Here is a 20,067-nt window from a genome sequence, read left to right as displayed (position 1 = left end):
GGTCAGTTGGCCAGGACCGAGGCTGCGATGGTGACGACCACAATGGCAACGATAACCCCCAGAACGATCCAGACCACTTTGGGAGTCTTATATCTGAGGTGGGGGGTTGCGGCGATGATCTCCTTGTAACGCTCGGAGAAGACCATCTGGCCCTTTTTCGAAAATATCAGATAGAGGATGTAGCCATTGATGATGGTTCCGACGGGAAATCCCAACAGTCCGATGCCGGAGAGTATCCCTACCGCGATCCGCGCCCATGTCTTGAACTTCCTGACGGCCATGCCGGTGACGAACTGGAACACCGCCAGGGCGCCAAGCAATGCCACCCCCGTCAATTCCGCGGCACCAACGACGCCGGTATTGTCGGTTTCGCCAGAACCCGATGCCATGAGCATGGAGAGAGCGATTACCAAAATTCCAATACTGCCGAGATAGTAAAGTATCCCGATGGATTTGATGGAAGCTTCGGTCTTGAGGTGTTCCTTGCGGATCAGTTCCGCCTCTCCATCCTGGGATGGCGGAATGTCGAAGGTCTGGGGGGCTGTGTATGGGTTTTCAGACATGTGGATCGTTGGTGTGGGTGACTGGCCCACAGATCCTCTAACATCCCCGCCGGACCAAATCCATCACTCAATCGAGGATCGGAAGATTTTTATGGAATAACGGAGGCGCAATCTCCGCGACCACTCCGGCGGACTACCGCAGCCTCTGGCTGAAGCTGTCCTTTTCATCGAGAGAAAGCACGAAGTCGGTGAGGAGATCGATGGTGTGCTGGATGTCGTCAAGGTGCGCGGTTTCCACGACGGAGTGCATGCAGCGGAGCGGCAGCGAGACGAGCGCGCTGGGAACACCCTCGCGGCTGTGGAAAATCTTGTCCGTATCCGTGCCGGTGAAGCGGCTGCTGGCTTCGTGCTGGATGGCGAGCTTCGATTCCGCCGCGACGTCGATGAGGCGTTGCACGACGAGGGGATGGCTCGCGGTGCCGTGGGTGATGCTGGGACCGCCGCCGAGTTTGACGCTGCCGAATTTCGCCGGATCAAGACCCGGTGTGTCGGTGGCGTGGGTCACATCGAGACAAACGCAGACGTCCGGTTTGAGGCGGTAGGTCGCCATGATCGCTCCGTTGCCACCGACCTCCTCCTGCACGGCATTGAGACAGACGAGGGTGAAGGCGGGTTTCTTTTTCCCCCCGGCGATGCGTTTCATCACCTGGGCGATGATGTAACCGCCGACGCGGTTGTCGATGGCGCGGCCGATGAGGCGCTTGTGTGCGATTTCCATCGGCCCGTCCTGATAGACCGCGGGGTGGCCGACACGAAGCCCGAGCGCGGCGACTTCCGCGGCGGACGAGGCTCCGACATCCACCCAGAGATCATGGACGGCGGGGGCTTTTTCGGACCCTGCCTCGTCCCGGCGGAGGTGGATGGCGGTATTGCCGATGATGCCGGTCACGAATCCCTTGTCTCCGAGAATGGTGAGCCGGCGGCCACGGGCGGTGGCGGCGTCCGAACCGCCGATGCGGTCGATGCGGAGGAAACCTTTTTCGTCGATGTGCTTGATCATGTAGCCGATCTCGTCGGCGTGGGACTCCAGCATGACGACACGTGGCGATTTACCGGGAAGCGTGGCCCAGGTGGAGCCGTAGGAATCACATGCGACCTCCGGCGCGTGGTTCCGGATCCAATCCGCCCAGACCTGCTGCCCGCGCATTTCGAAGCCGGTGGGGCTGGGGGTTTCGAGGAGATGGAACAGGAACTCGCGGTCTTCTTTTTTCATGTCGGGGAAAAGTAGAGGCAGACGGGGCGGAGGTGACAAGGGGAATGGAGGACCGGAAATTGTGTCATATGCGAGATTTCACCCGCAGCTCCACAGTGGCGAAATTGGAAACTCCGGCCGCGGCCCTTGCGGATGGTCCCTGATTGCCCGGATTCCGCGCAGCACTTCACTTGCATCCTGCCGCCCGCGTGTTTAGATCTCCGGCCCGGCGAACCGCCGGACAATTTCCTCCAACCAACCGAACTTATGGGAAGACACTTCGAATGCCGCCGACGGGCCAAGGAATCGCGATGGGCCACCATGTCCAAAGTTTTCCCGAAACTCGCGAAATCCATCACCATGGCCGCGAAGAACGGCGGCCCGGACCCGGAGTCCAATGCCCCGCTGCGGGTGGCCATCAACAACGCCAAGGCGCAGAACCTCTCCAAGGAGAACATCGAGAACGCCATCAAGCGCGCGGCAGGCAAGGACGCGGCGGACATTTCCGAAATCACCTACGAGGGCAAGGGCCCGCACGGCTCGCTCTTCGTCATCGAGTGCGCCACGGACAACTCGAACCGCTCCGTCGGCAACCTGAAGATCATTTTCAACAAGAACGGCGGCCAACTGGTGAATTCGGGCCAGTTGGATTTCATGTTCAACCGCAAGTCGGTCATCGAATTTCCCGTGCCCGAGGGGCGGGATCTTGAGGAGCTGGAACTGGAACTCATCGACGCGGGTCTTGAGGAGCTTTCGGTGGATGACGGCGTCGTCACCATCATCGGTGAGTATGCCGCATTCGCGAAACTCACCCACGCGGTCGAAGGGCTCGGCATCATTCCTACAAAATCCAGCCTCCAGCGGCTGCCGACCCAGCCGATCGAACTGACCGAGGAGCAGATGGAGGAAGTGGAGGCGATCCTTGACAAGATCGAGGACGACGACGACGTGCAAGCCGTCTTCACCAACCTCGCCTGATTTCCCTTTTCCCCAGATGAAGTCCCTCCTCTCCCTCGGATTCCTCCCCCGCAGCACGGATCTCGCGCTGCTTTTGCTCCGGCTCTGGCTCGGCCTCACCATGCTGATCCTCCACGGCTGGCCCAAGCTTCTCAAACTGACCTCCGGAAAGCATGAATTTCCGGATCCGCTCAAGATCGGTAGCCTGCCCAGTCTCTCCTTGGCGGTGGCCGGTGAGGTGGCCGGAGCGATCCTGCTCGTGCTCGGACTCTGGGGCCGCATGGCCGCCCTCACGCTCGCCATCACCATGGGTGTCGCGTGGGGCATGACCCATCAGATGAAACTCACAGGAGATGGCAGCGGCGAGCTTGCCTTCATCTATATGGCCGGGTTTCTCGCGATCCTCTTCGCCGGCAGCGGAAAATTCAGCGTGGATGGCAACTGAAAGGTGGACCGCTAGGGCGTCACATCTTCCTGCTTTTGCCTGATTCTTTCGTAATCAAACGGCCAGCCTTGCGGTTCTCCAGATCTTGGCTCCATCGCCTTCAGGGCTGCGGCGTAGTCTCCCGCCATTTCCAGGATCAAAGCCTTGTCGTGGCCGAAATGATTCCAATGGGCGGGATTGGTTTTGGGATTGATCCGTTGCAACCGCAGGTAGGATTCCACGTCAGCCATCCTGCGCAGTCCTTCCGCCGGACCTTTCACGTGGGCCACCGCCCGTGCGTAGCGCCCCATGCAGGCGGTCTCGGCCAAGGTGAAATGGCCTGTGGGCAGTTCCCGGGCGGGAGCCAGCGCACCGAGACTGGCGATGAACCTGCGCCGCACCTCCGGAAAGTCCCTCTCGTGCCTTGCGATCACCTCCTGCCATCTCCCCGCCTTGAGATCCCGGTCCTGCAGTTCCCAGATCGCCCGCGCCTGTGCGGGATACTGCCTCAGCACATCCTTCATGAGCAGGTCCAGATCGTGCCAGAGAAAGGACCGTTGCGCGGACAAAACCGCCAGTCCGCCCAGCAGGACCACGACCGCACCCCGTGGGGAGACATGAGCGAACAGCCACTGCCACGCCGCCGCCAGCACCACCGCCGCACCAAGGCAGAACCAGGGCAGGCCGGGATAAATCCGGTATTCCGGCATGAACTCCGGAATCAGATAAAACACCCGGAAAGCAATCGTGCCCACGAAAAGTGCCAGACACACTCCCAACACCCGCCACTTTTCGCGACAGGCGAGCACCACCCCGAGCGCACCCAGCGCGAGCATCCCCCATGCGGAAGCAATCGCCACGCGGTCCGGCACGTTCCAATAGCCCACCCCCTTCGGCACCAGTGTCTCGGCGATGTGGTGGTCCGCACTGAGCGCCACCGGCACCACGGACCGCCACGCGAATTCCCAAAACACCCGCGCCACGGTATAACCATGCCCGATGAATCTCGGCTCCTGCCACCGGGCCAGCCCGTTCAGCGCGTTGCCAAAAATCCCCGCGCCCCAGACCACCAGCAGCCCCAGAACCGCCAGTCCCGCGATCCACGGCCATGCCCGTTTCCCGCCCTTCGGAAAAAATGCAAGCACCACCATGGCCACCGCCATCACCGCATGGAGGAATCCGGGTCCTTTGGAAAATGTCGCGCCAGCCACCGCGAGCGCGCACCAGACGAGTTTCCGCCACCGGTGGGTTTTTTGAAAAACCGGGATCTGCCCGTCCTCACCTCTCACGAGTTCCCATCCACCCTCGCCCAGGTAGCGCAGCATCGCCCATGCGGCCAGAAGTGAAAAGAGCGTGACCCACGCCAGATCCTGTGTCCGCGCGTAGTTGGGAATCTCGCTCGCCAACGGATGCACCGCGAACAGCAGCGCTCCGAACCACGCCACACCCGCAGGCCATTTCCCCCGCAACAGGTCCCGGCCGAGGCCGAACAACACGCACGCGACCGCGGTGTGCAGCAGCCAGTTCACCGCATGGAAGCCGGCAGGAGAAAACCCGAAAACCCGGGCCTCCAGGAAATACCACATGTTCGTCCAAAGCTGGGTTTTCGTGTTCCAGAACGCCCCGGTGCGGATCGCCTCGTTCTCAAGGATCGCCGGAATGTCATCCATGTAGAATTGTGATCCGAGGCACCATAAATGCGCCGCGGCGCTGGCCACCACGATCCACAGGAACGGCCACCACGCGCGCTTTCCGCCCCCAACCCCTGCCGTGTCCTTCTCCTGCATCACACACACCCTAGCAAACCCGCCCCACCCCTCCGCAACTTGAAAGTGGAGCGCCTGCGGACCAAGTGCCGGGTTGGAACACGTGGTCCCACATCACTCGCCGCGCGATGCAGGAGAACGGGGTCCGGGCTTTTCATTCCGACGAATCCGGACGGCGGGAATAGGAGAAGATTCCTGCGGGTCCGAAGCCAACTCACACGTAGTGCAGTTCGACGGCCTTCTTCTCGATGGCCTTGTCATTATCGAGCAGCTCCTGGATCGGATCCCAGCGACCGGAAAGCAGCGCCTCGCGCGCGGAGTCCGGCATCGTCACCGGGATGTCGAGACCGCTGGAAGTACGCACCTTGAGGTCCTTCACATCGATGGTGACCTCAACCGCGGGATCCGCCTCGATGGCATTCTGCAGGGCGACGATGTCGGCGGCACCGGCCATCACACAGGGCATGGCGAGTGTGGTGGAGTTGCCATAGAAAATCTCCGCGAAGGACTCGGCGATGATGCCGTTGAAACCATATTTCCGGAGCGACTGCGGGGCGTGTTCACGGGAAGAACCGCAACCGAAGTTCACACCCGCGACGAGGATGGAGGCTTCGCTGAAACGCGGATCGTTGAGAGGGTGGTTGGTTTTTTCACCCGTTTCCGAATCATAGCGGACGTCGTAGAACGCGAATTCGCCGAGGCCGTCGAAGGTGACGCATTTCATGAAACGAGCCGGGATGATGCGGTCGGTATCAATGTCTGCGCCGGGGATGAAGACGGCGCGGCCTGTGACGGTGGGGACGGGATCGAGTGCCATGGTGGTGGAGATGAGAGATTGGATTGGAGATGGAATATGGGAATCAGGCCGGACAGGAATCATCCGGCCGGATCCAGGATGACAAATTGGAGTTCATCACCTGGAAGAAGGTTTCATTCGGTAATGCGGGTGATGCGGTAGCCTTTGGTGATCAGTTGGCCGGGAATGCCGGGTTTGCCGGTGAGATGGGCGGCGCCCACCGCGAAAAAATGTGTCTTGTCCGGCGAGCCCTTCAGTTTTTCGTCGATGACGGAGGCAATCGCGGCGTCCCGGTCGGTGAGGAAACGTTTCATGAAGCGCTCGCCCAGCTCCTTGTTCTCGCCTTCGGCGCTGCGCTGCATGGATTTGTTCACCTCATCCAGGACCCGCTTTTCGTCGCCGGAAACATAGGCGGCGATGAGGCTTGCGGTGGCGTCCGTCCCAGCCTCCCGGTCTTCACGGAGCTGCTTCAGGACATCCCCCAACATACTGGTCTGTTCGGCCTCGGTGAAATCCTCGAACAGCTTCAACTGGCTTGCCACCGTTTCCAGCGAGCCGGTGGCCTTCCCTTCTTTCGTGGCCCGTTCCCATATCTTCGCGTCGAGGGGCTGCTCTCCTTTCAGCTGGTACGGAAGCATGGGCACGGTCACCGCCACACCCCATGTCTTCAGACTCTGGAAAGGTGTCGAGTCGAGCTGCGGATTGACCTGTTTCAGCTCGTCGTTCAGTTCCTTGGCAAGCTTGTCGCCAATGGACTCGTCCAGTGTTTTGCCGTCCTTGCGCATCAGCATCGGAACAATCTCCATCTGGGTGGCGGTGTCCAAAGGGATCTCGGTGCAAACGACATCCGCCGCCTTGAACGCCGTCTCCGCGGCAGGATGCAGCGTCCCGACGGGCGGAACGGAAAGATGGATGGTGCCGAACAAATAGGACGGTTGCTTCAGTCCATCTCCCTCCACTTTCCACAGCAGCGGCTTGACCGGATGCTCCGGGGCGGCGGCCAGGGATGATCCGGCGATGCCACCAAGCGTCAGAACCATGACGAGTGACATCCGGACCGCGCGGAGGGAGTGGCTGGAAAACAAGCCACGACCTCCCCTTCCGCCCACGAAGCCACGGCGGATCTCCGGCGGGCGCTCTCCTTCGAGATGCCCGGCGGCGGTCATCGGCGGTTTTTTCGCGGAACGGCTCATGGCGGCGGGAATCAGGCTACGGCGGCGGGAGCTTCGAGATCGAAGACCTCGCGGGCGTCGGCCAAAGAACCTTGGATGGCCGCGGCGGCCACCATCACCGGCGACATCAGCACGGTCCGACCGGTCGGAGAACCCTGGCGGCCCTTGAAGTTGCGGTTCGAGGACGACGCGCAGAGTTGGTCGCCGACGAGCTTGTCCGGATTCATCGCGAGGCACATGGAGCAACCCGCGCCGCGCCACTCGAAGCCGGCATCGGTGAAGATTTTCGGCAGTCCTTCCTTTTCAGCCTGGATGGCGACGACCTGGGAGCCGGGAACGACGATGGCCTGCACGCCTGGCGCGACCTTGTGGCCTTGGATGAATTTCGCGACCTCGCGGAAATCCGAAATACGGCCGTTCGTACAGGAGCCGATGAATGCGACGTCGATTTTCACACCCTTGATCGGCGTACCCGCGGCGAGTTTCATGTAGGCGAGGGCTTCCTCGATGGTTGCCTTCTCCTGCGGGGTCGCGGCTTTCGCGGGATCCGGGATGTTTTCGGAGATGAAGATGCCGTGGTCCGGGGAGATTCCCCAGGTGACGGTCGGCTCGATGTCGGACGCGTTGATTTTCACGATGTCGTCGAAAACGGCATCCGCATCGGAGGCGAATGACAGCCAGCGGGCGGCGGTGGCGTCGAAGTCGCTCATGTCGACATAGGGACGGCCGCTCAGGTAGGCGATGGTCTTCGCGTCCGGGTTCACGTAGCCGCAGCGGGCGCCACCTTCGATGGACATGTTGCAAACGGTCATGCGCTCCTCCATGGACATGCGGTCGAAAACGTCTCCCGCATACTCATAGGCGTAGCCGATGCCGCCGTTCGCGCCGAGAAGGCGGATGATGTGGAGGATGACGTCCTTCGCATAGACGCCGGGACGGAGATCGCCATTCACCTCGATGCGGCGGACCTTCATTTCCTGGAGGGCGATGGTCTGGCTGGCGAGCACGTCGCGGACCTGGCTCGTGCCGATGCCGAACGCGATCGCGCCGAACGCGCCGTGCGTCGCGGTGTGCGAGTCGCCGCAGGCGATGGTCGTGCCGGGCTGGGTGATGCCTTGTTCAGGACCGACAACGTGCACGACGCCTTGCTTTCCGGAAGCGAGGTCGAAATAGGTGACACCGAAGTCGTCGCAGTTCTTGCGGATCGCATCGATCATCTCCGCCGCGAGGGGATCCGCAGGCTGGTCCTGATTGATGGTCGGGACGATGTGGTCGATGGTGGCGAAGGTGCGCTGAGGAAATTTCACGCTCAGTCCGAGATCGCGGAGCATGCCGAACGCTTGGGGTGAGGTGACCTCGTGAATGAGGTGCGTGCCGATGAAGAGTTGCGTGCGGCCGTCGGCGAGAGTTCCGACGGTGTGAGCGTCCCAGACTTTTTGGAAGAGGCTTTTACCCATGGTTGAAATCCGCCGTGGTTCGCGGCGGGGCGGGAAATTGCCCATATGCGGCGGGAATGTCAAAGCCACATGTAATTCCGCGGCAGAAAGGGCTTGGAAATCAGACCAGTTCGGACGTCAACCCGGCGAGGATCGCCACCAGTGCGAGCACGGCGGCGGCGATTCCGATGATTTTCGGCCAGTTCCTGGTCTTGTCGGATTTGGGAGGGGTGTCACCCACCCACTCGTCCCACGTGCGGGGGTGGTTCGAGCCAGCGCGATGGTAGTAGCGCCGTGTGCCGGCAAACCGGGATTCCGTCTTGGGGAGGGGGGCGTGCTTCATGACAGACATCCCGATAGCAAACAACAGACCTCGTTAAAATCCAAAAAGCCTGTTCCAGACGTACGCGATGACGTATGTCGGGGCCGGCCCCGGAAAAAAAAGCGCCCCTCCGGAGACCGGAAGGGCGCGCGATGGTTTTTCGTGAAACGAAAGGGATGTCGAATTACTTCGAGTAGTTCACTTCCTGGGAAGTGGTGGTCTGGATCTCCTGGAACTGTGGAAGAGGACGGAGGCCCGGAGCTTTTGGCTCGCCGGTGCAGCAGCACGAGGCGGAGAGAAGCGCGAAGACGGAAGCGACGAGTGCGGTGAGGATACGGATCATGATGGCTATGGAGCAGGTTTTGAGAGTGTGGATGCCCGGCGATGACTCACGCCGGGCGGGAGAAATTATTTCGATGGGGCCACGTAAGCTGGCTGACTGGGAGCTGGAGCGGAACTTGGGCAGCAGGAAGCGGCGAAAAGCGCTGCAGCGGCGGCGATGAAGGCAAGTTTCATGTGGTCGTGAGTTGGTTTTTATTTGCTGAAATGGCGGGAATCGCACGTCAGTCAGCCGCGAGACTAGCGGCGCGACCCATCCCTGCAAGGCAAAAGACGTGGCGGACGCATGGATTGCAGGGTTGTCAATACTTTGTCGACGTCAGGGATTCGGAGGCGGATGGCCGGACCTCCCATCCCTTGTCCGCCGTGCCGTCCCGACGGGCGGGAACCCACCGGCGCCACAATTCCAAGGATGATCGCCCCGCCCGCACATCGACGGTTTCCACCATGGCCTGCGTTCTCGACAGGCACGCAAAGATCGTCAGGATTCCATCCAGCATGAACGAACCGTCTCCCTACCTGCCGCCGCTTCCGGAAGAGTCGTCGCACAATCCCTATGCCTACGCCGGCGAACCGACGGTGGTGAAGGTGTTCGGCATCCTGCACCTCGTATTCGCCGGCCTCGGCATTCTCGGCGGCCTCTGGGGACTGTTCGCCACTCTCTTCGCGGACCGGTTGATGAAACTCCTCCCGTCCTCTCCCGAGCTGGATCAACAGATCCAGGCCCAGGCCGCCATGCAGGAGAAATTCCATGTGACGAGCCTCGCCTCATCAACCCTGACCCTGCTCGTCGCGGTCCCGATGATCATCGCGGGCATCCAGCTCTTGAAACATCGCAAGACCGCCCTGAAGTGGTCGAACATCTACGCGTTTTCATCGATCACCACCAAGGCGCTCAACCTCGCCATCACACTCCTGTTCGTTTTCCCGGCGATGCGGCAGATGACGAGCGGCTTGGGCAGCAGTCCCATGACCGCCACCATGACCGGCGGAGCCGTCGGGAGCATGTTGGCTTTATCCGCATATCCTGTCCTGACGCTCATCCTGCTGAACCGTCCCCCGGTGAAGGCCTGGTTCAAGCAACTTCCTGACCGTTAGGGAGGAGCCGCCGCCGGGGCAGACGCGCCCCCCGCACTCCAGCGGTGGGCGGATCAAAAACCGCACGCTCGGACAAGCCTGCGACCGAGGGTCCCGGGTGCCTGAAGTCTCAACGCACCGGAATTTCCAACATCCCCCGCCCTTCCGCCAGACCGGCCCCATCCTTGCCCAGCACCCTGCGGACGCCGCCTTCCTGGACAAATGTCAGCTCGCGACCTCCGGAAGGAACATTCTCCAGCCTGAAGTCCTCTTTCGTGAGCGGATCGAAGATCACCTTGTCGCGCTTGTCGGTCACCCGGATCCCCGCCCAGTAGCTGAAGGTGGAGTCCAGCCACGCGCTGTGGAAATAATCGACCACCTGGCGGCGGAAGTTCGAGCCGTCGGTAGGCCGCAGATGCTCCATCGCGCAAGGCACCGAACGGTCTCCATAAACGAAATGACTCTCCGACCAGCGGCGGTGGAATTCCAGCCATCCGTCACGGAAGCGCTCTCCGCCCGACGAAGTCGCGACAGAACCAAGCGCCTCGCACATGGCGGAGTTGTTGTAATTCCACATCGGGCCGTTCCAACTGCACGGGTAGACATGGGGCTTTTCAACACTTGATGCGGTCGGCCCCGCGATGGCGTTTCCGCTCCAATACATGGGATTGTTTTTCGCGACGGTGGTGATGGGGAATTCCGACCAGAACCACTTCGGATCGAAGAATTTGTCGAACGCGGCGAAATATTCCGGCTTCTTTTCCATGCCGAAAAGAAATGGCAGGAAGCCGTCATAACAGGCGGCCTGATCCGCGAGCGCGTGGGTTTCCGGATCGGTGGAGTAGAAGAATCCATCCTTCCAGTGTTTCTCCTCGATGGTTTTCAGCATGCGGTCCGCCTGGTTCCTGCTGTCGGTGAAGCTCTTTTTGTTATCCAGCAGTTCCATGAAGTTCGCCGCGCCGTAAAGATTGGCGATGGTGAAGCTGGCCTTGTCCAGCCGGACGGATTCCGCGATCGGAAACCCCTCGCCCGCCCCCTGCGCGTCGTGCCGCCAGTCCCACGGCTCGGGCTTGGTGAACTGGTAGAAATTCGGCTGGTACTCGGCACCGGTCGGCCAGCTCCCCCGCTGTACCGGAAGCTGCGGCTGTCCATGCACCGGGACGTCCTTCCACGCGTAGTCCGTGGCGGGCTGGGCCACGGCGTTGAGGATCTCCGCATCCGGGTGGATCTTGTAGAAGTTCCACAAGGCGGCGGGCGTGAACTGGAGGTATTCACGATATTGATAATGCACGTTTTCCGCCCAGTTCAGGATATGATTCTTTCCCGGAGTGATGTCACGGAGCCAGCGGACTTCCTGAACCTGCACCGGGATGGGCAGGCCGATGACCGCGCAGAACCAGTCGCCGATAGGACTCTCGTAAATCGCAGGACGTTTGTAGGGATGTCCCGGAATGAATTTTTTCGGATCGTGGATGGCCCGTTTCACGAGAAACCAGCGGTAATAATACAGCTTGAGGATGTCCGGATCGCTGGTGGAGAACGCCGGGACGTTTTTGACAAACCAGGAGTTGAAATCCGCTTCATTGCGCTTGAAGGGGTCCGTCTCCGTCAAAGCGGCGGCGACACGTTCCTCCGCGTCCGTGGTGCCGACGTGATCGACGGCGAAGGCGTATCTCAATCTGAGCGTCCGCTGTGGCGGGATGATGAGGTTTTTACCAAAATCAATATCGCCACGGGTGGAGAGCCAGCCACTCCCGTTGATTTCCCAACCCCTGCCGTCACGGGCGATGCCACCGACATTCGTGACAGCGGTGAAAGTGACGCGTCCGCCGGTCCGGTTGAGTCCGGGATGGATCAGCTCGATGTCGAAAGGAGCCGCCTCCCTGTGGTCGTTCAGGATTTCCAGCTCACCGACGAACACGTCCTCCGGAGTGACGCACTTGGTTTCCTTGATCGAAAGCGCTCCTGCCAGCGGCGAGGTTCCGGGCCTGCCGGAAGGCAGCGCGCGGTAATAGCTGAGCGACCATGCGGGAGTCCATTGGTGGCGCGTCACCACGAGTTTTTCGCTCGTTTCGATGGAGATGAGATTTTCCAATGGTGTCTGATGACCGGCGCAGAACACGCCCTGCATCCCGAGCCCCGGCCTGCCCCAGTTTTCCTCCGGCATCTGCGGCATGCCCGACTCCGGCGTATCCGGGCGACCGACACGTCCGTCATTGAGCTCCCTGAGGGTGGTCCACATGTCCGGTCCGATGACATCCGTGCGTGCCGAGTTGGAGAGGTAGCGGTTGACGTTGCCGATCGGATGCGCCGTGGCCAGGGCTCCGGCAGCGGCGCAGGCGAGAGAAATGAGAAAATGGGTTTTCATGGGTGGCGGAGCACAGTCATCCACCACAACGCGCTTTTTTGGGAAGGGAAACCCGCCCCCTCAATCGGGTGGAGCTGACGGATCGCGGGGATCCGGCGGCCGGTTCGGTTCCTCCCGCCAGGCCCGGCCCATCGGCTCCGGTTTCAATTTCGATACCGGAATCGCCGCATGCCGGACCCGCGTCTTCCCTCTTGTCATCCTCCCGGAAACTCAGGAACCTCCTCCCATGTCAGCAGCGCCCGAAGCCGATCCCCGCTTCAATGAATTCGTCATCCTCCAGGCCCAGAACGCCGGTCTCTTCCTCGGCCAGATTCCCAATCCGCACACCGGGGAAAAGCAGGTGAACCTCCGCGCGGCGAAATCCGTCATCGATTCGCTGGAGATGATTTCCTTCAAGACACTCGGGAATCTCACCCCTACTGAGGAGAAGCTTCTCGCAACCGCCCTCGACAACCTCCGCCCGCTCTACCAGACTGCGCTTGCGTCCGCCCAGCACTGACGCGCAACCGTTCACACCGATCACCCATTCAAATGACTTTCGACCCTTTCCACATCGGCAATGTTCCTGTCGGCGGTCCAGCGCCGTTTTTCATTCTCGGCCCATGCGCGCTTGAGTCCGAGGAATTCGCCTGGGACATGGCGCGTTCGCTCAAGGAAATAGCCGACCGCACCGGCATTCATTTCATTTTCAAGGCCTCGTTCGACAAGGCGAACCGCACTTCGGTCGGAGCCTTCCGCGGACCGGGGGTGCTGGAAGGCTGCCGGATCCTCGGCGAAATCGGCAAGGAGCTCGGTGTGCCGGTCACCACGGACATCCACACCATCGAGCAGGCGGAGATCGCCGCCAGCTTCGTGGATCTCCTGCAGATTCCCGCGTTCCTCTGCCGCCAGACCGACCTGCTCGAAGCCGCCGCGAAGACCGGCCGCTCCGTGAATGTCAAGAAAGGCCAGTTCCTCGCACCGCTCGACACCGTGAACATCGCCGGGAAAATGCGTGCGTTCGGATGTGAGAAATTCCTCATCACCGAGCGTGGCACCACCTTCGGCTACAACAATCTCGTGGTCGACATGCGCTCGCTCTACTGGATGCGTGAGGAGGGGCTGCCCGTCATCTTCGACGCCACCCACTCCGTCCAGCGGCCGGGAGGCCTCGGCGGCGCCACCGGCGGAGATGGCGTGCTCGCCCCGGTTCTCGCGCGCGCGGCGGTGGCCACCGGCATCGACGGCCTGTTCATGGAGGTCCATTCCGATCCTGCGAACGCCGTCTCGGATGGTCCCAATCAAATTCCACTTGAATTTATCGAGGACCTGCTCGTCAAACTCATCGCCATCCACCACGCCTCGCACTGACACTCCTCCCGATGCTCCGCCTCCTCACAGTGCTTCTGCTCGTCTCCCCTGCCATCGCAAGGGAGACCGGAGGCAATGGGAAAAAAAGCGAGGGCATGCTGGGCCTGCTCCCGGACGGAAGCCAGCTCAAGGGCATCATGATCCCCCGTTACGACGAGAACCGCAAACTCGTGGGGGTGCTGAGATCGAAGGTGATGACGCTCGTCAACCCCGGCCAGATGGCGGGGAAGGAAGTTACCATAGAGCTTTACAACGCGGACCAGACCTCCCGCGGCCACATCAACCTGAACAATGTCAACTTCTTCGAGGAGAAGGCCGCGACGGGACAGGGGAAACCACCTGTCACCAAACAGCTCCTCGTGGCGGACGAGGCGGTGGAAATCAAGATCGATGGCATGACGACCCACGGCACCGGCCTTCACTTCGATTTCCTCCGGGGCAAGGGCTTTCTCCACGGCCCCGGCACCACCACCCTACCCGAGAATTTCCAGAAGACCATGAAATCCAAGCCCGTCTCCCTCCGCGCCACCGCAGCCGCCAGCCTGGCTCTTGCCACAGCGCTTCCCGCCGCAGCCGAGGAAAAACCGGAGGTGGCCTCCCCATCCCAGGCCGCCGCGATCGCCGAGGCAGGCAAGGCGACCCGGGCGGAGCTGCGCGAGGCTCTGAAAAAATCCGAAGACGCCACCCGGGCGGCCACCGAATTTCTGGATCAACAGGACCTTCTCGCCGACGGAACTGGCGCAAATCCGGCCCCCACCCCCGTTCCGCAGCCGCCGGACATCGCTCCGGACAAAAATGGCAACACCATCGATTTCGATGGTGGATTCTACTTCGACATGGAGGCCGGACAATGCACGTTCCTGAAGAATGTCCGGGCCTCCACTACGGATTTCGATCTTACCGGCGCGGACGAGGTGAAACTCTTTTTCGGGAAAAAGCCGGAAAAGCCGGAAAAGCCGGAAAAGCCGGAAAAGCCGGAAAAGCCGGAAAAGTCCCCGGAAGCTCCCGAAGCAGACAAATCGAAAAAACCGTTCGGAGATTTCGGCGGAAAAATGGGAGAACTGGAGCGGATCGTCGCGACAGGCGGCATCCTCATCAAACAGAAGAACCTCAAACCCGGCCAGATTCCCGCTCAAGTCAGCGGAAGGGTTTTCACCTACAACGTCAAAACCGAAGAGATCGTTGTCACCGGCGGCCCGCCGTGGTTCAGCCAAGGGAACGCCATCCTGCGTGGGACCAAAGATGGCAATACGGTGCGCGTCTCGGACTTCAAAAATTTCAAGATCAGCACCCCCGGCGGCGGATTCCAACTCTACGTTCCGCCGGAAGTGCTCAAAAAGAAATAACCGCCCGGGCGTCGCCATCGTTTCAGCTCCATCCCCTTCATTCCCGTGATCCCGAATCCCTGCAAGTCGCACACGCCCGGCTCCACCTGCTCGAACACCGACAAGGCCGTGCTCTTCGCCAACGGCCTGCGCAAGACCTATGGCGGCCGCGCGGTCGTCGACGGTGTCTCCATCACCGTCCAGCCCCGCGAAATCGTCGGCCTGCTGGGACCGAACGGCGCTGGCAAAACCACCTCCTTCTACATGATCGCCGGGCTGATCCCGGCGGACGCCGGCTCCGTCTGTTTCAACGGCCACGACCTGTCAAAAATGCCGATGCACCGCCGCGCCCGCCTCGGCCTCGGCTACCTGCCGCAGGAGGAATCGATTTTCCGCAAGCTTTCGGTATTGGACAATCTCCTCGCCATTCTCGAAACCCGTCCGAACCTCAGCCGCTCGGACCGCAAGGACCGCGCGCACGAACTGCTGGAGCGGTTCAAGATTTCCAGGCTCGCCAAGTCCATCGCCATCACTCTCTCCGGTGGGGAAAAGCGCCGCCTCGCCATCGCCCGCTCGCTTTGTTCGGACCCGACCTTGCTGATGCTCGACGAGCCGTTCGCCGGCATCGATCCTCTCGCGGTCGAGGACATCCAGAGCATCGTCCGCGAGCTGCGCGAGCGGGATGGCCTGGCCATTCTGATTACCGACCACTCCGTGCGGGAGACGCTCAGCATCACCGACCGTGCCTTCCTCATCCATGATGGCCGCGTCATCCTGGAAGGAAATTCCGCCGAACTGGTGGATGATCCGACCGCCCGCAAATACTACCTCGGAGAGGATTTCCGGATGTGACGCCGGGACGGCGGCGTCGCCGCCAATGCCAAGGGGACGATTTCCCAAAGATCAGTTAGATTCCCGCCGGAATCTCATTGAACCGTGCCGGGGTCATCGCCAACTTCGCGCGCATGAAACAGCCGCACGGCATCAAATCGCATTTTCACGTATTCCTCGGCATCATGATTTTCGCGGCTCTGCCCGGTTGTGCTCCGGAAAAAGCCCCGACCCCATCAGCCGGAAAACGCCTGAAAACGAAGAGCTCCCTCGTGGAAGTTGACATGGGCGAAGGAAAACACGGCCTGTTGGTGAGGAAAGAGCTGGATTTGGACGATTACAACCGCTCCGTCCATTCCGACCGGAGGGGGCTGGATGAACCCCCACGGATCATCTTGATGTCCCAGCCCCGTTATCCGGCAGCCTTGAAAGAAAAGAAGATCGAGGGATTCGCGAAACTGGTTTTCGTTGTGGACGAAAACGGCGCCGTGGTTTCCGCGAAAGTAAAGAACGCCTCCCGCCCTGAGTTCGGTCTTGCCGCGGTCCAATCGGTCCTGCGCTGGCGGTATCTGCCGATGAAAAGGAACAATGTGCCCGTCAGAATGACCTTCACCCAGACCTTCGACTTCAGCCTGGATTGAATCCCGCTGAAACTCAAAGATTCCGATCATACCGGATCCGCGACGATGCCCTTTGCGAGGGACTTTCCACCCACCGGTAACAAACCCACGCAGCCAGCGAGGAAACACCGAGGGCGGCGGCGACGGTCAGGATCTGTCCGGGCATGCCTCCCACTCCGAAGTGCGATTCGCGGACGACCCACACGCCGATGATCGGGTGCAGCAGATACAACGAATAGGAGATGGTCCCGAAATCCACCAGCACCCTGGGGATCCTGATGTTCACAAAAGTCACGCACATGGCTGTGGCGAGGCCGACCAGCGCCTGAGGCAATCCCAAGGTGAAGTAGCTGGCGGCCGCCGCAGCCAGAATTTCCACGTAAAATAACAAGGGCGGAATGGTTCCACGGTGCCGCAGGAAAACCAGGACTCCGAAGATGAACAAAGGCAGGTGGGGGACGATCCAATTCCAGGATACCGGAGCGAGCGACAGACACAAGAGCGCGGGGATCACAAAACGATGACCCGCCTTAGGATGATTCAAAAGAATGGGCACGAGTGCGCCGATCAACAGGTAGAACTGGAACTCGATCGCCAGCGTCCAATAGACCTGGCTCAGCCATGGCACTCCGAGTATCCCGTTGAGCAAGCCGGCATGGAGAGCGAACTGCCTGCAGGCTGACGAGACCGAAGTCCAGTTCAGGCCGATCAGGATCATGACGGTCAGCAAGTAAGGCGGATGAAGCCGGACGATCCGCTTCGAAATGAACTTCCAATAATCCTTGGGAAAACGGTAACCGGAGCGGGCCAGCGAGTGGGGCATGATGAAGCCGCTGATCACGAAAAACACGACCACCCCGGTCCATCCCCACCGCGCGACCTTCTGGAACAGGGTCGGCTCCATTTCCACGGTGAAATGAACCAGCGTCACTCCGATCGCCGCCGCTCCGCGCAAAGCATCGAGCAGTTCCAGACGGGATTTGGCGGACGCGGACATTCTCAATGGCGGTTGGAAGCGGATCACCACCGCCAGAAAAGGATTCAGGCCCGTCATGCGGTGGACGGCACGGTGGCTGGTAGGGTTTTATCCGCGAATCTCTTCCGGTCGATTCATTAATCCGGTGGACCGGCCGGCATCCCGAGCCGTTCATGCCCCGGATCCGGGCACCGTGGCCGATGGCTGAGGTTTGTCTCGTAATTGTGGGTTTTTCGCCGAGAATCCTCCTAACAAAATGAGTTCTTTCGAAACAAAAGTGAAGGAGGCGCTGGCCAACCCGCTCAATCAGGGCGAGCTCGCCGATGCTGATGCCGTGGGCACCGTCGGATCGCCGGAGTGTGGCGACATGCTGCGGATGTGGCTGAAATTCACCGAGAAAGACGGCAAGCGGGTGATCGACCGCGCGTCGTTCCAGGCATTCGGCTGTCAAACCGCCATCGCGGTGGCTTCGATGGCCACGGAGCTCCTGCGTGGAAAGACCGCGGATGAAGCGAAAATTCTCACCGCCCAGGAACTCACAGGAGATTTGGGACCGCTCCCGCCGATGAAAATCCACTGCGGCCAGCTCGTGGAAGGCGCGCTGCGGAATGCCTTGGACAACGACGCCCCCGCTGCCGCGCCAACGACCGGCAACATGTCTCCGACGCTGTCCTCCGCGCTGAATCAAAAGCCCGGCGGCAACCTTCGCATCGTGCCGATCGATTGATGTGTTTATTTTTGAAAGAAGACGATAAAGATCCCGCCCCCGCGCCGTTAGTTATTCTTCAGCCCCAATCATCTCGTGCTAGAGCTCAAAGAAGTCAGTTTCGCCATTCGTAAAGACGGAGAGGATGTGCCACTTGTGGATCGGGTGTCGATCCGTGTGCCAAAAGGACATTTCATGGCGATTGTGGGACCTTCCGGGTGCGGCAAGACAACTTTGTTGAAAACCATCGCCGGACTGAACCCGGAATCCGGCGGAGCACTTTTCTGGGATGGTCGGGACCTGTCGAAGGAAGGGGATTTCTCTCCTTCGGAAATCGGTTATGTCCCCCAGTTCTCCATCGCCTACGACCCGCTGACGGTGGACGAGTCCGTGGAAGCCGCCACCCGCCTGCGGGTGCGTTGCGAAGATACGGAGGAATTGGACCAGCGCATCGACCGCGTGCTGGAGGAAACCGGGCTGCGCCCGATCAGCGACCGGCGTGTGAAAGTGCTTTCCGGCGGGCAGAAGCGCCGTCTCGGACTGGCGATGGAGCTGGTTTCAGATCCGAAGCTCCTGCTTTGTGACGAGGTGACTTCCGGTCTCGATCCACGTTCCGAGAGGGAGATCGTGCGATTGATGTATGATCTCTCGCGCAAGGACGGGCGGATCGTGCTTTCCGTGACCCATTCGCTGGCTCATCTGGAACTTTACGACTCCATTCTGGTACTGCACGAGGGCCGGGTGGCCTTCCATGGCCCACCGGACCAGATGACGCATTATTTTTCCGTGAACGATACCGAGGAAATTTATCCCCGGCTCGCGACCCAGCCCTCGGAACGCTGGCACTCGTCATGGCAGAAGCACAGCGAATCCTACCAGAAGATGATGGATAAGAACCGCGCCCGCCTGATGAACACGGGCGAGCTGATCGTGCCGGCGGCACCCGGCGCGGATGAGCCTGCGGAGTCGAAGGACGTGGCGCTGCCGGGCTTCTTCACGCAGTTCGCCACCCTTCTGTCCCGCCGCTGGCGGATCTTTTTCCGGGATCGGGGGCAGGTGTTTCTCCAACTGGCGATCATCCTGATATTCCCCGTGCTTGTCACGATTTTCAGTGAGAAGGCATCAGGAAACATCCGGCGGTTCTCTGACACGAGGTCGGACGACCTGATGGCGGAGATCCAGGAACAACAGAGCGTGCGCTCGGACCAGGCCAAGGTCGGCTCGGCCATTTCCGGAATCATCATGTTCCAGGTGGTGCTGCTTTCCCTGATGGGATCGAACAATTCCGCGCGGGAGATCGCCGGAGAGCGGCCGATTTACGAAAAGGAAAAATTCGGAGGGCTGAGGCCGTCGGCCTACCTGACCTCGAAGGTGGCGTTTCTCGCGTGCCTCGTCATCGGCCAGTCTCTGTGGATGGCGTTTTTCGTGAATTTCTTTGGCACGTTCCGAGGGGATTTCATCCAGCACGCGGGCTTCCTGCTGCTGGTGAACGCGGCCATGACGGCGATCTGCCTTGCCGTCTCCTCGCTCATGCGCACCGCCGAGCAGGCATCGCTGCTCTCGATCTATCTCGTTGGTTTCCAACTTCCCCTTTCCGGCGCGGTGCTCGCACTGCCTGAGAGTGTGGAGATCTTCACCCGTCCGTTCATTTCCGCCTACTGGGCATGGTCCGGCTCGGTCGAGGCGTTGCAAACACAGGTGCACGACGCGGTGAAATCCGTCATCGACACCAGCCTGTCCGCCCAGGAAGCATGCCTCTACGCGCTGGGTGCCCATATCGTCGTCGCACTCATCGCCACATGGGCCGGTGCCCGCCGCCCGCAGTGGGATTGATTTCTTCCAGCATT

20 protein-coding genes are annotated in these 20,067 nt (G+C 60.8%); 10 read left to right on the top strand and 10 right to left on the bottom strand.

The features are described 5' to 3' along the window. Positions 1 to 2: 2 nt before the first annotated feature. The gene (locus JIN84_RS09860; RefSeq protein WP_200350884.1) at positions 3 to 563 is read right to left on the bottom strand and encodes a hypothetical protein; all 561 of its coding nucleotides are present in this window, start codon (positions 561 to 563) and stop codon (positions 3 to 5) included. A gap of 133 nt (positions 564 to 696) precedes the next feature. Next, on the bottom strand, positions 697 to 1,776 hold the full coding sequence (locus tag JIN84_RS09855; RefSeq protein ID WP_200350883.1) for a M20/M25/M40 family metallo-hydrolase: 1,080 nt from the start codon (positions 1,774 to 1,776) through the stop codon (positions 697 to 699). Positions 1,777 to 2,022: 246 nt separating this feature from the next. Between JIN84_RS09855 and JIN84_RS09850 the strand changes: the two genes are divergently transcribed. Both JIN84_RS09850 and JIN84_RS09845 read left to right on the top strand, forming a co-directional pair. Continuing rightward, positions 2,023 to 2,733, top strand: a complete 711-nt coding sequence (locus JIN84_RS09850; RefSeq protein ID WP_200350882.1) for a YebC/PmpR family DNA-binding transcriptional regulator — start codon at positions 2,023 to 2,025, stop codon at positions 2,731 to 2,733. A 16-nt stretch (positions 2,734 to 2,749) separates the two neighbouring features. Beyond that, positions 2,750 to 3,157, top strand: coding sequence for a DoxX family protein (locus JIN84_RS09845; RefSeq protein ID WP_200350881.1), 408 nt, complete (start codon positions 2,750 to 2,752; stop codon positions 3,155 to 3,157). A gap of 11 nt (positions 3,158 to 3,168) precedes the next feature. Here the strand turns inward: JIN84_RS09845 and JIN84_RS09840 are convergent, their stop codons facing one another. From JIN84_RS09840 to JIN84_RS09815, 6 genes are all read right to left on the bottom strand, one after another. Further along, positions 3,169 to 4,806 carry an ArnT family glycosyltransferase gene (locus JIN84_RS09840; protein WP_200350880.1) on the bottom strand — a complete coding sequence of 546 codons (1,638 nt, stop codon included), beginning with the start codon at positions 4,804 to 4,806 and terminating at the stop codon, positions 3,169 to 3,171. Positions 4,807 to 5,116: 310 nt separating this feature from the next. Beyond that, positions 5,117 to 5,719, bottom strand: coding sequence for a 3-isopropylmalate dehydratase small subunit (leuD, locus tag JIN84_RS09835; protein WP_200350879.1), 603 nt, complete (start codon positions 5,717 to 5,719; stop codon positions 5,117 to 5,119). A 113-nt stretch (positions 5,720 to 5,832) separates the two neighbouring features. After that, on the bottom strand, positions 5,833 to 6,891 hold the full coding sequence (locus JIN84_RS09830) for a TraB/GumN family protein (protein WP_200350878.1): 1,059 nt from the start codon (positions 6,889 to 6,891) through the stop codon (positions 5,833 to 5,835). 11 nt (positions 6,892 to 6,902) lie between these two features. Continuing rightward, a complete protein-coding gene (gene leuC, locus JIN84_RS09825) occupies positions 6,903 to 8,327 on the bottom strand; it encodes a 3-isopropylmalate dehydratase large subunit (RefSeq protein WP_200350877.1) in 1,425 nt (474 codons plus the stop codon). A 100-nt stretch (positions 8,328 to 8,427) separates the two neighbouring features. Then, entirely contained in the window at positions 8,428 to 8,649 is a 222-nt protein-coding gene (locus JIN84_RS09820) for a hypothetical protein (protein WP_200350876.1), read from the bottom strand. 163 nt (positions 8,650 to 8,812) lie between these two features. Then, entirely contained in the window at positions 8,813 to 8,971 is a 159-nt protein-coding gene (locus JIN84_RS09815) for a hypothetical protein (protein ID WP_200350875.1), read from the bottom strand. Between the two features lie 494 nt (positions 8,972 to 9,465). Between JIN84_RS09815 and JIN84_RS09810 the strand changes: the two genes are divergently transcribed. Further along, positions 9,466 to 10,065, top strand: a complete 600-nt coding sequence (locus JIN84_RS09810) for a hypothetical protein (RefSeq protein ID WP_200350874.1) — start codon at positions 9,466 to 9,468, stop codon at positions 10,063 to 10,065. Between the two features lie 109 nt (positions 10,066 to 10,174). Here JIN84_RS09810 and JIN84_RS09805 read toward each other — a convergent pair whose 3' ends face one another. Continuing rightward, complete coding sequence (locus tag JIN84_RS09805) at positions 10,175 to 12,412, bottom strand: MGH1-like glycoside hydrolase domain-containing protein (protein WP_200350873.1); 2,238 nt, start codon at positions 12,410 to 12,412, stop codon at positions 10,175 to 10,177. A 226-nt stretch (positions 12,413 to 12,638) separates the two neighbouring features. Between JIN84_RS09805 and JIN84_RS09800 the strand changes: the two genes are divergently transcribed. The 5 genes from JIN84_RS09800 (at position 12,639) to JIN84_RS09780 (ending at position 16,559) form a co-directional block, all read left to right on the top strand. Next, entirely contained in the window at positions 12,639 to 12,911 is a 273-nt protein-coding gene (locus JIN84_RS09800; RefSeq protein ID WP_200350872.1) for a DUF1844 domain-containing protein, read from the top strand. 32 nt (positions 12,912 to 12,943) lie between these two features. After that, positions 12,944 to 13,762 (top strand): 3-deoxy-8-phosphooctulonate synthase, encoded by an 819-nt coding sequence (kdsA, locus tag JIN84_RS09795; protein WP_200350871.1) that lies wholly within the window; start codon positions 12,944 to 12,946, stop codon positions 13,760 to 13,762. A gap of 11 nt (positions 13,763 to 13,773) precedes the next feature. Further along, a complete protein-coding gene (locus JIN84_RS09790) occupies positions 13,774 to 15,108 on the top strand; it encodes a hypothetical protein (RefSeq protein WP_200350870.1) in 1,335 nt (444 codons plus the stop codon). Between the two features lie 48 nt (positions 15,109 to 15,156). Continuing rightward, positions 15,157 to 15,939 carry an LPS export ABC transporter ATP-binding protein gene (lptB, locus tag JIN84_RS09785; protein ID WP_425563427.1) on the top strand — a complete coding sequence of 261 codons (783 nt, stop codon included), beginning with the start codon at positions 15,157 to 15,159 and terminating at the stop codon, positions 15,937 to 15,939. 113 nt (positions 15,940 to 16,052) lie between these two features. Beyond that, positions 16,053 to 16,559, top strand: a complete 507-nt coding sequence (locus JIN84_RS09780) for an energy transducer TonB (RefSeq protein ID WP_200350869.1) — start codon at positions 16,053 to 16,055, stop codon at positions 16,557 to 16,559. Positions 16,560 to 16,572: 13 nt separating this feature from the next. On the opposite strand, the gene JIN84_RS09775 is transcribed toward JIN84_RS09780, so the two are convergent. Further along, entirely contained in the window at positions 16,573 to 17,592 is a 1,020-nt protein-coding gene (locus tag JIN84_RS09775; protein WP_200350868.1) for an acyltransferase family protein, read from the bottom strand. 178 nt (positions 17,593 to 17,770) lie between these two features. On the opposite strand from JIN84_RS09775, the gene JIN84_RS09770 reads away from it, so the two are divergent. Further along, positions 17,771 to 18,241 (top strand): iron-sulfur cluster assembly scaffold protein, encoded by a 471-nt coding sequence (locus JIN84_RS09770; RefSeq protein WP_200350867.1) that lies wholly within the window; start codon positions 17,771 to 17,773, stop codon positions 18,239 to 18,241. Positions 18,242 to 18,316: 75 nt separating this feature from the next. Then, positions 18,317 to 20,053 carry an ATP-binding cassette domain-containing protein gene (locus JIN84_RS23370; protein ID WP_200350866.1) on the top strand — a complete coding sequence of 579 codons (1,737 nt, stop codon included), beginning with the start codon at positions 18,317 to 18,319 and terminating at the stop codon, positions 20,051 to 20,053. The last annotated feature ends 14 nt before the right edge of the window (positions 20,054 to 20,067 follow it).

This window comes from Luteolibacter yonseiensis (genome assembly GCF_016595465.1).
GTDB lineage: Bacteria > Verrucomicrobiota > Verrucomicrobiia > Verrucomicrobiales > Akkermansiaceae > Luteolibacter > Luteolibacter yonseiensis.
The sequence above is the reverse complement of the archived record's forward strand: the minus strand, read 5'-3'. Positions and strand labels throughout refer to the sequence as shown.

Excerpts from the sequence above, each read along its gene's own strand:
- JIN84_RS09860 (WP_200350884.1), bottom strand. The coding sequence starts at position 563 with ATGTCTGAAAACCCATACACAGCCCCCCAGACCTTCGACATTCCGCCA.
- JIN84_RS09855 (WP_200350883.1), bottom strand. The coding sequence starts at position 1,776 with ATGAAAAAAGAAGACCGCGAGTTCCTGTTCCATCTCCTCGAAACCCCC.
- JIN84_RS09850 (WP_200350882.1), top strand. The coding sequence starts at position 2,023 with ATGGGAAGACACTTCGAATGCCGCCGACGGGCCAAGGAATCGCGATGG.
- JIN84_RS09845 (WP_200350881.1), top strand. The coding sequence starts at position 2,750 with ATGAAGTCCCTCCTCTCCCTCGGATTCCTCCCCCGCAGCACGGATCTC.
- JIN84_RS09840 (WP_200350880.1), bottom strand. The coding sequence starts at position 4,806 with ATGGATGACATTCCGGCGATCCTTGAGAACGAGGCGATCCGCACCGGG.
- leuD (WP_200350879.1), bottom strand. The coding sequence starts at position 5,719 with ATGGCACTCGATCCCGTCCCCACCGTCACAGGCCGCGCCGTCTTCATC.
- JIN84_RS09830 (WP_200350878.1), bottom strand. The coding sequence starts at position 6,891 with ATGAGCCGTTCCGCGAAAAAACCGCCGATGACCGCCGCCGGGCATCTC.
- leuC (WP_200350877.1), bottom strand. The coding sequence starts at position 8,327 with ATGGGTAAAAGCCTCTTCCAAAAAGTCTGGGACGCTCACACCGTCGGA.
- JIN84_RS09820 (WP_200350876.1), bottom strand. The coding sequence starts at position 8,649 with ATGAAGCACGCCCCCCTCCCCAAGACGGAATCCCGGTTTGCCGGCACA.
- JIN84_RS09815 (WP_200350875.1), bottom strand. The coding sequence starts at position 8,971 with ATGATCCGTATCCTCACCGCACTCGTCGCTTCCGTCTTCGCGCTTCTC.
- JIN84_RS09810 (WP_200350874.1), top strand. The coding sequence starts at position 9,466 with ATGAACGAACCGTCTCCCTACCTGCCGCCGCTTCCGGAAGAGTCGTCG.
- JIN84_RS09805 (WP_200350873.1), bottom strand. The coding sequence starts at position 12,412 with ATGAAAACCCATTTTCTCATTTCTCTCGCCTGCGCCGCTGCCGGAGCC.
- JIN84_RS09800 (WP_200350872.1), top strand. The coding sequence starts at position 12,639 with ATGTCAGCAGCGCCCGAAGCCGATCCCCGCTTCAATGAATTCGTCATC.
- kdsA (WP_200350871.1), top strand. The coding sequence starts at position 12,944 with ATGACTTTCGACCCTTTCCACATCGGCAATGTTCCTGTCGGCGGTCCA.
- JIN84_RS09790 (WP_200350870.1), top strand. The coding sequence starts at position 13,774 with ATGCTCCGCCTCCTCACAGTGCTTCTGCTCGTCTCCCCTGCCATCGCA.
- JIN84_RS09780 (WP_200350869.1), top strand. The coding sequence starts at position 16,053 with ATGAAACAGCCGCACGGCATCAAATCGCATTTTCACGTATTCCTCGGC.
- JIN84_RS09775 (WP_200350868.1), bottom strand. The coding sequence starts at position 17,592 with ATGACGGGCCTGAATCCTTTTCTGGCGGTGGTGATCCGCTTCCAACCG.
- JIN84_RS09770 (WP_200350867.1), top strand. The coding sequence starts at position 17,771 with ATGAGTTCTTTCGAAACAAAAGTGAAGGAGGCGCTGGCCAACCCGCTC.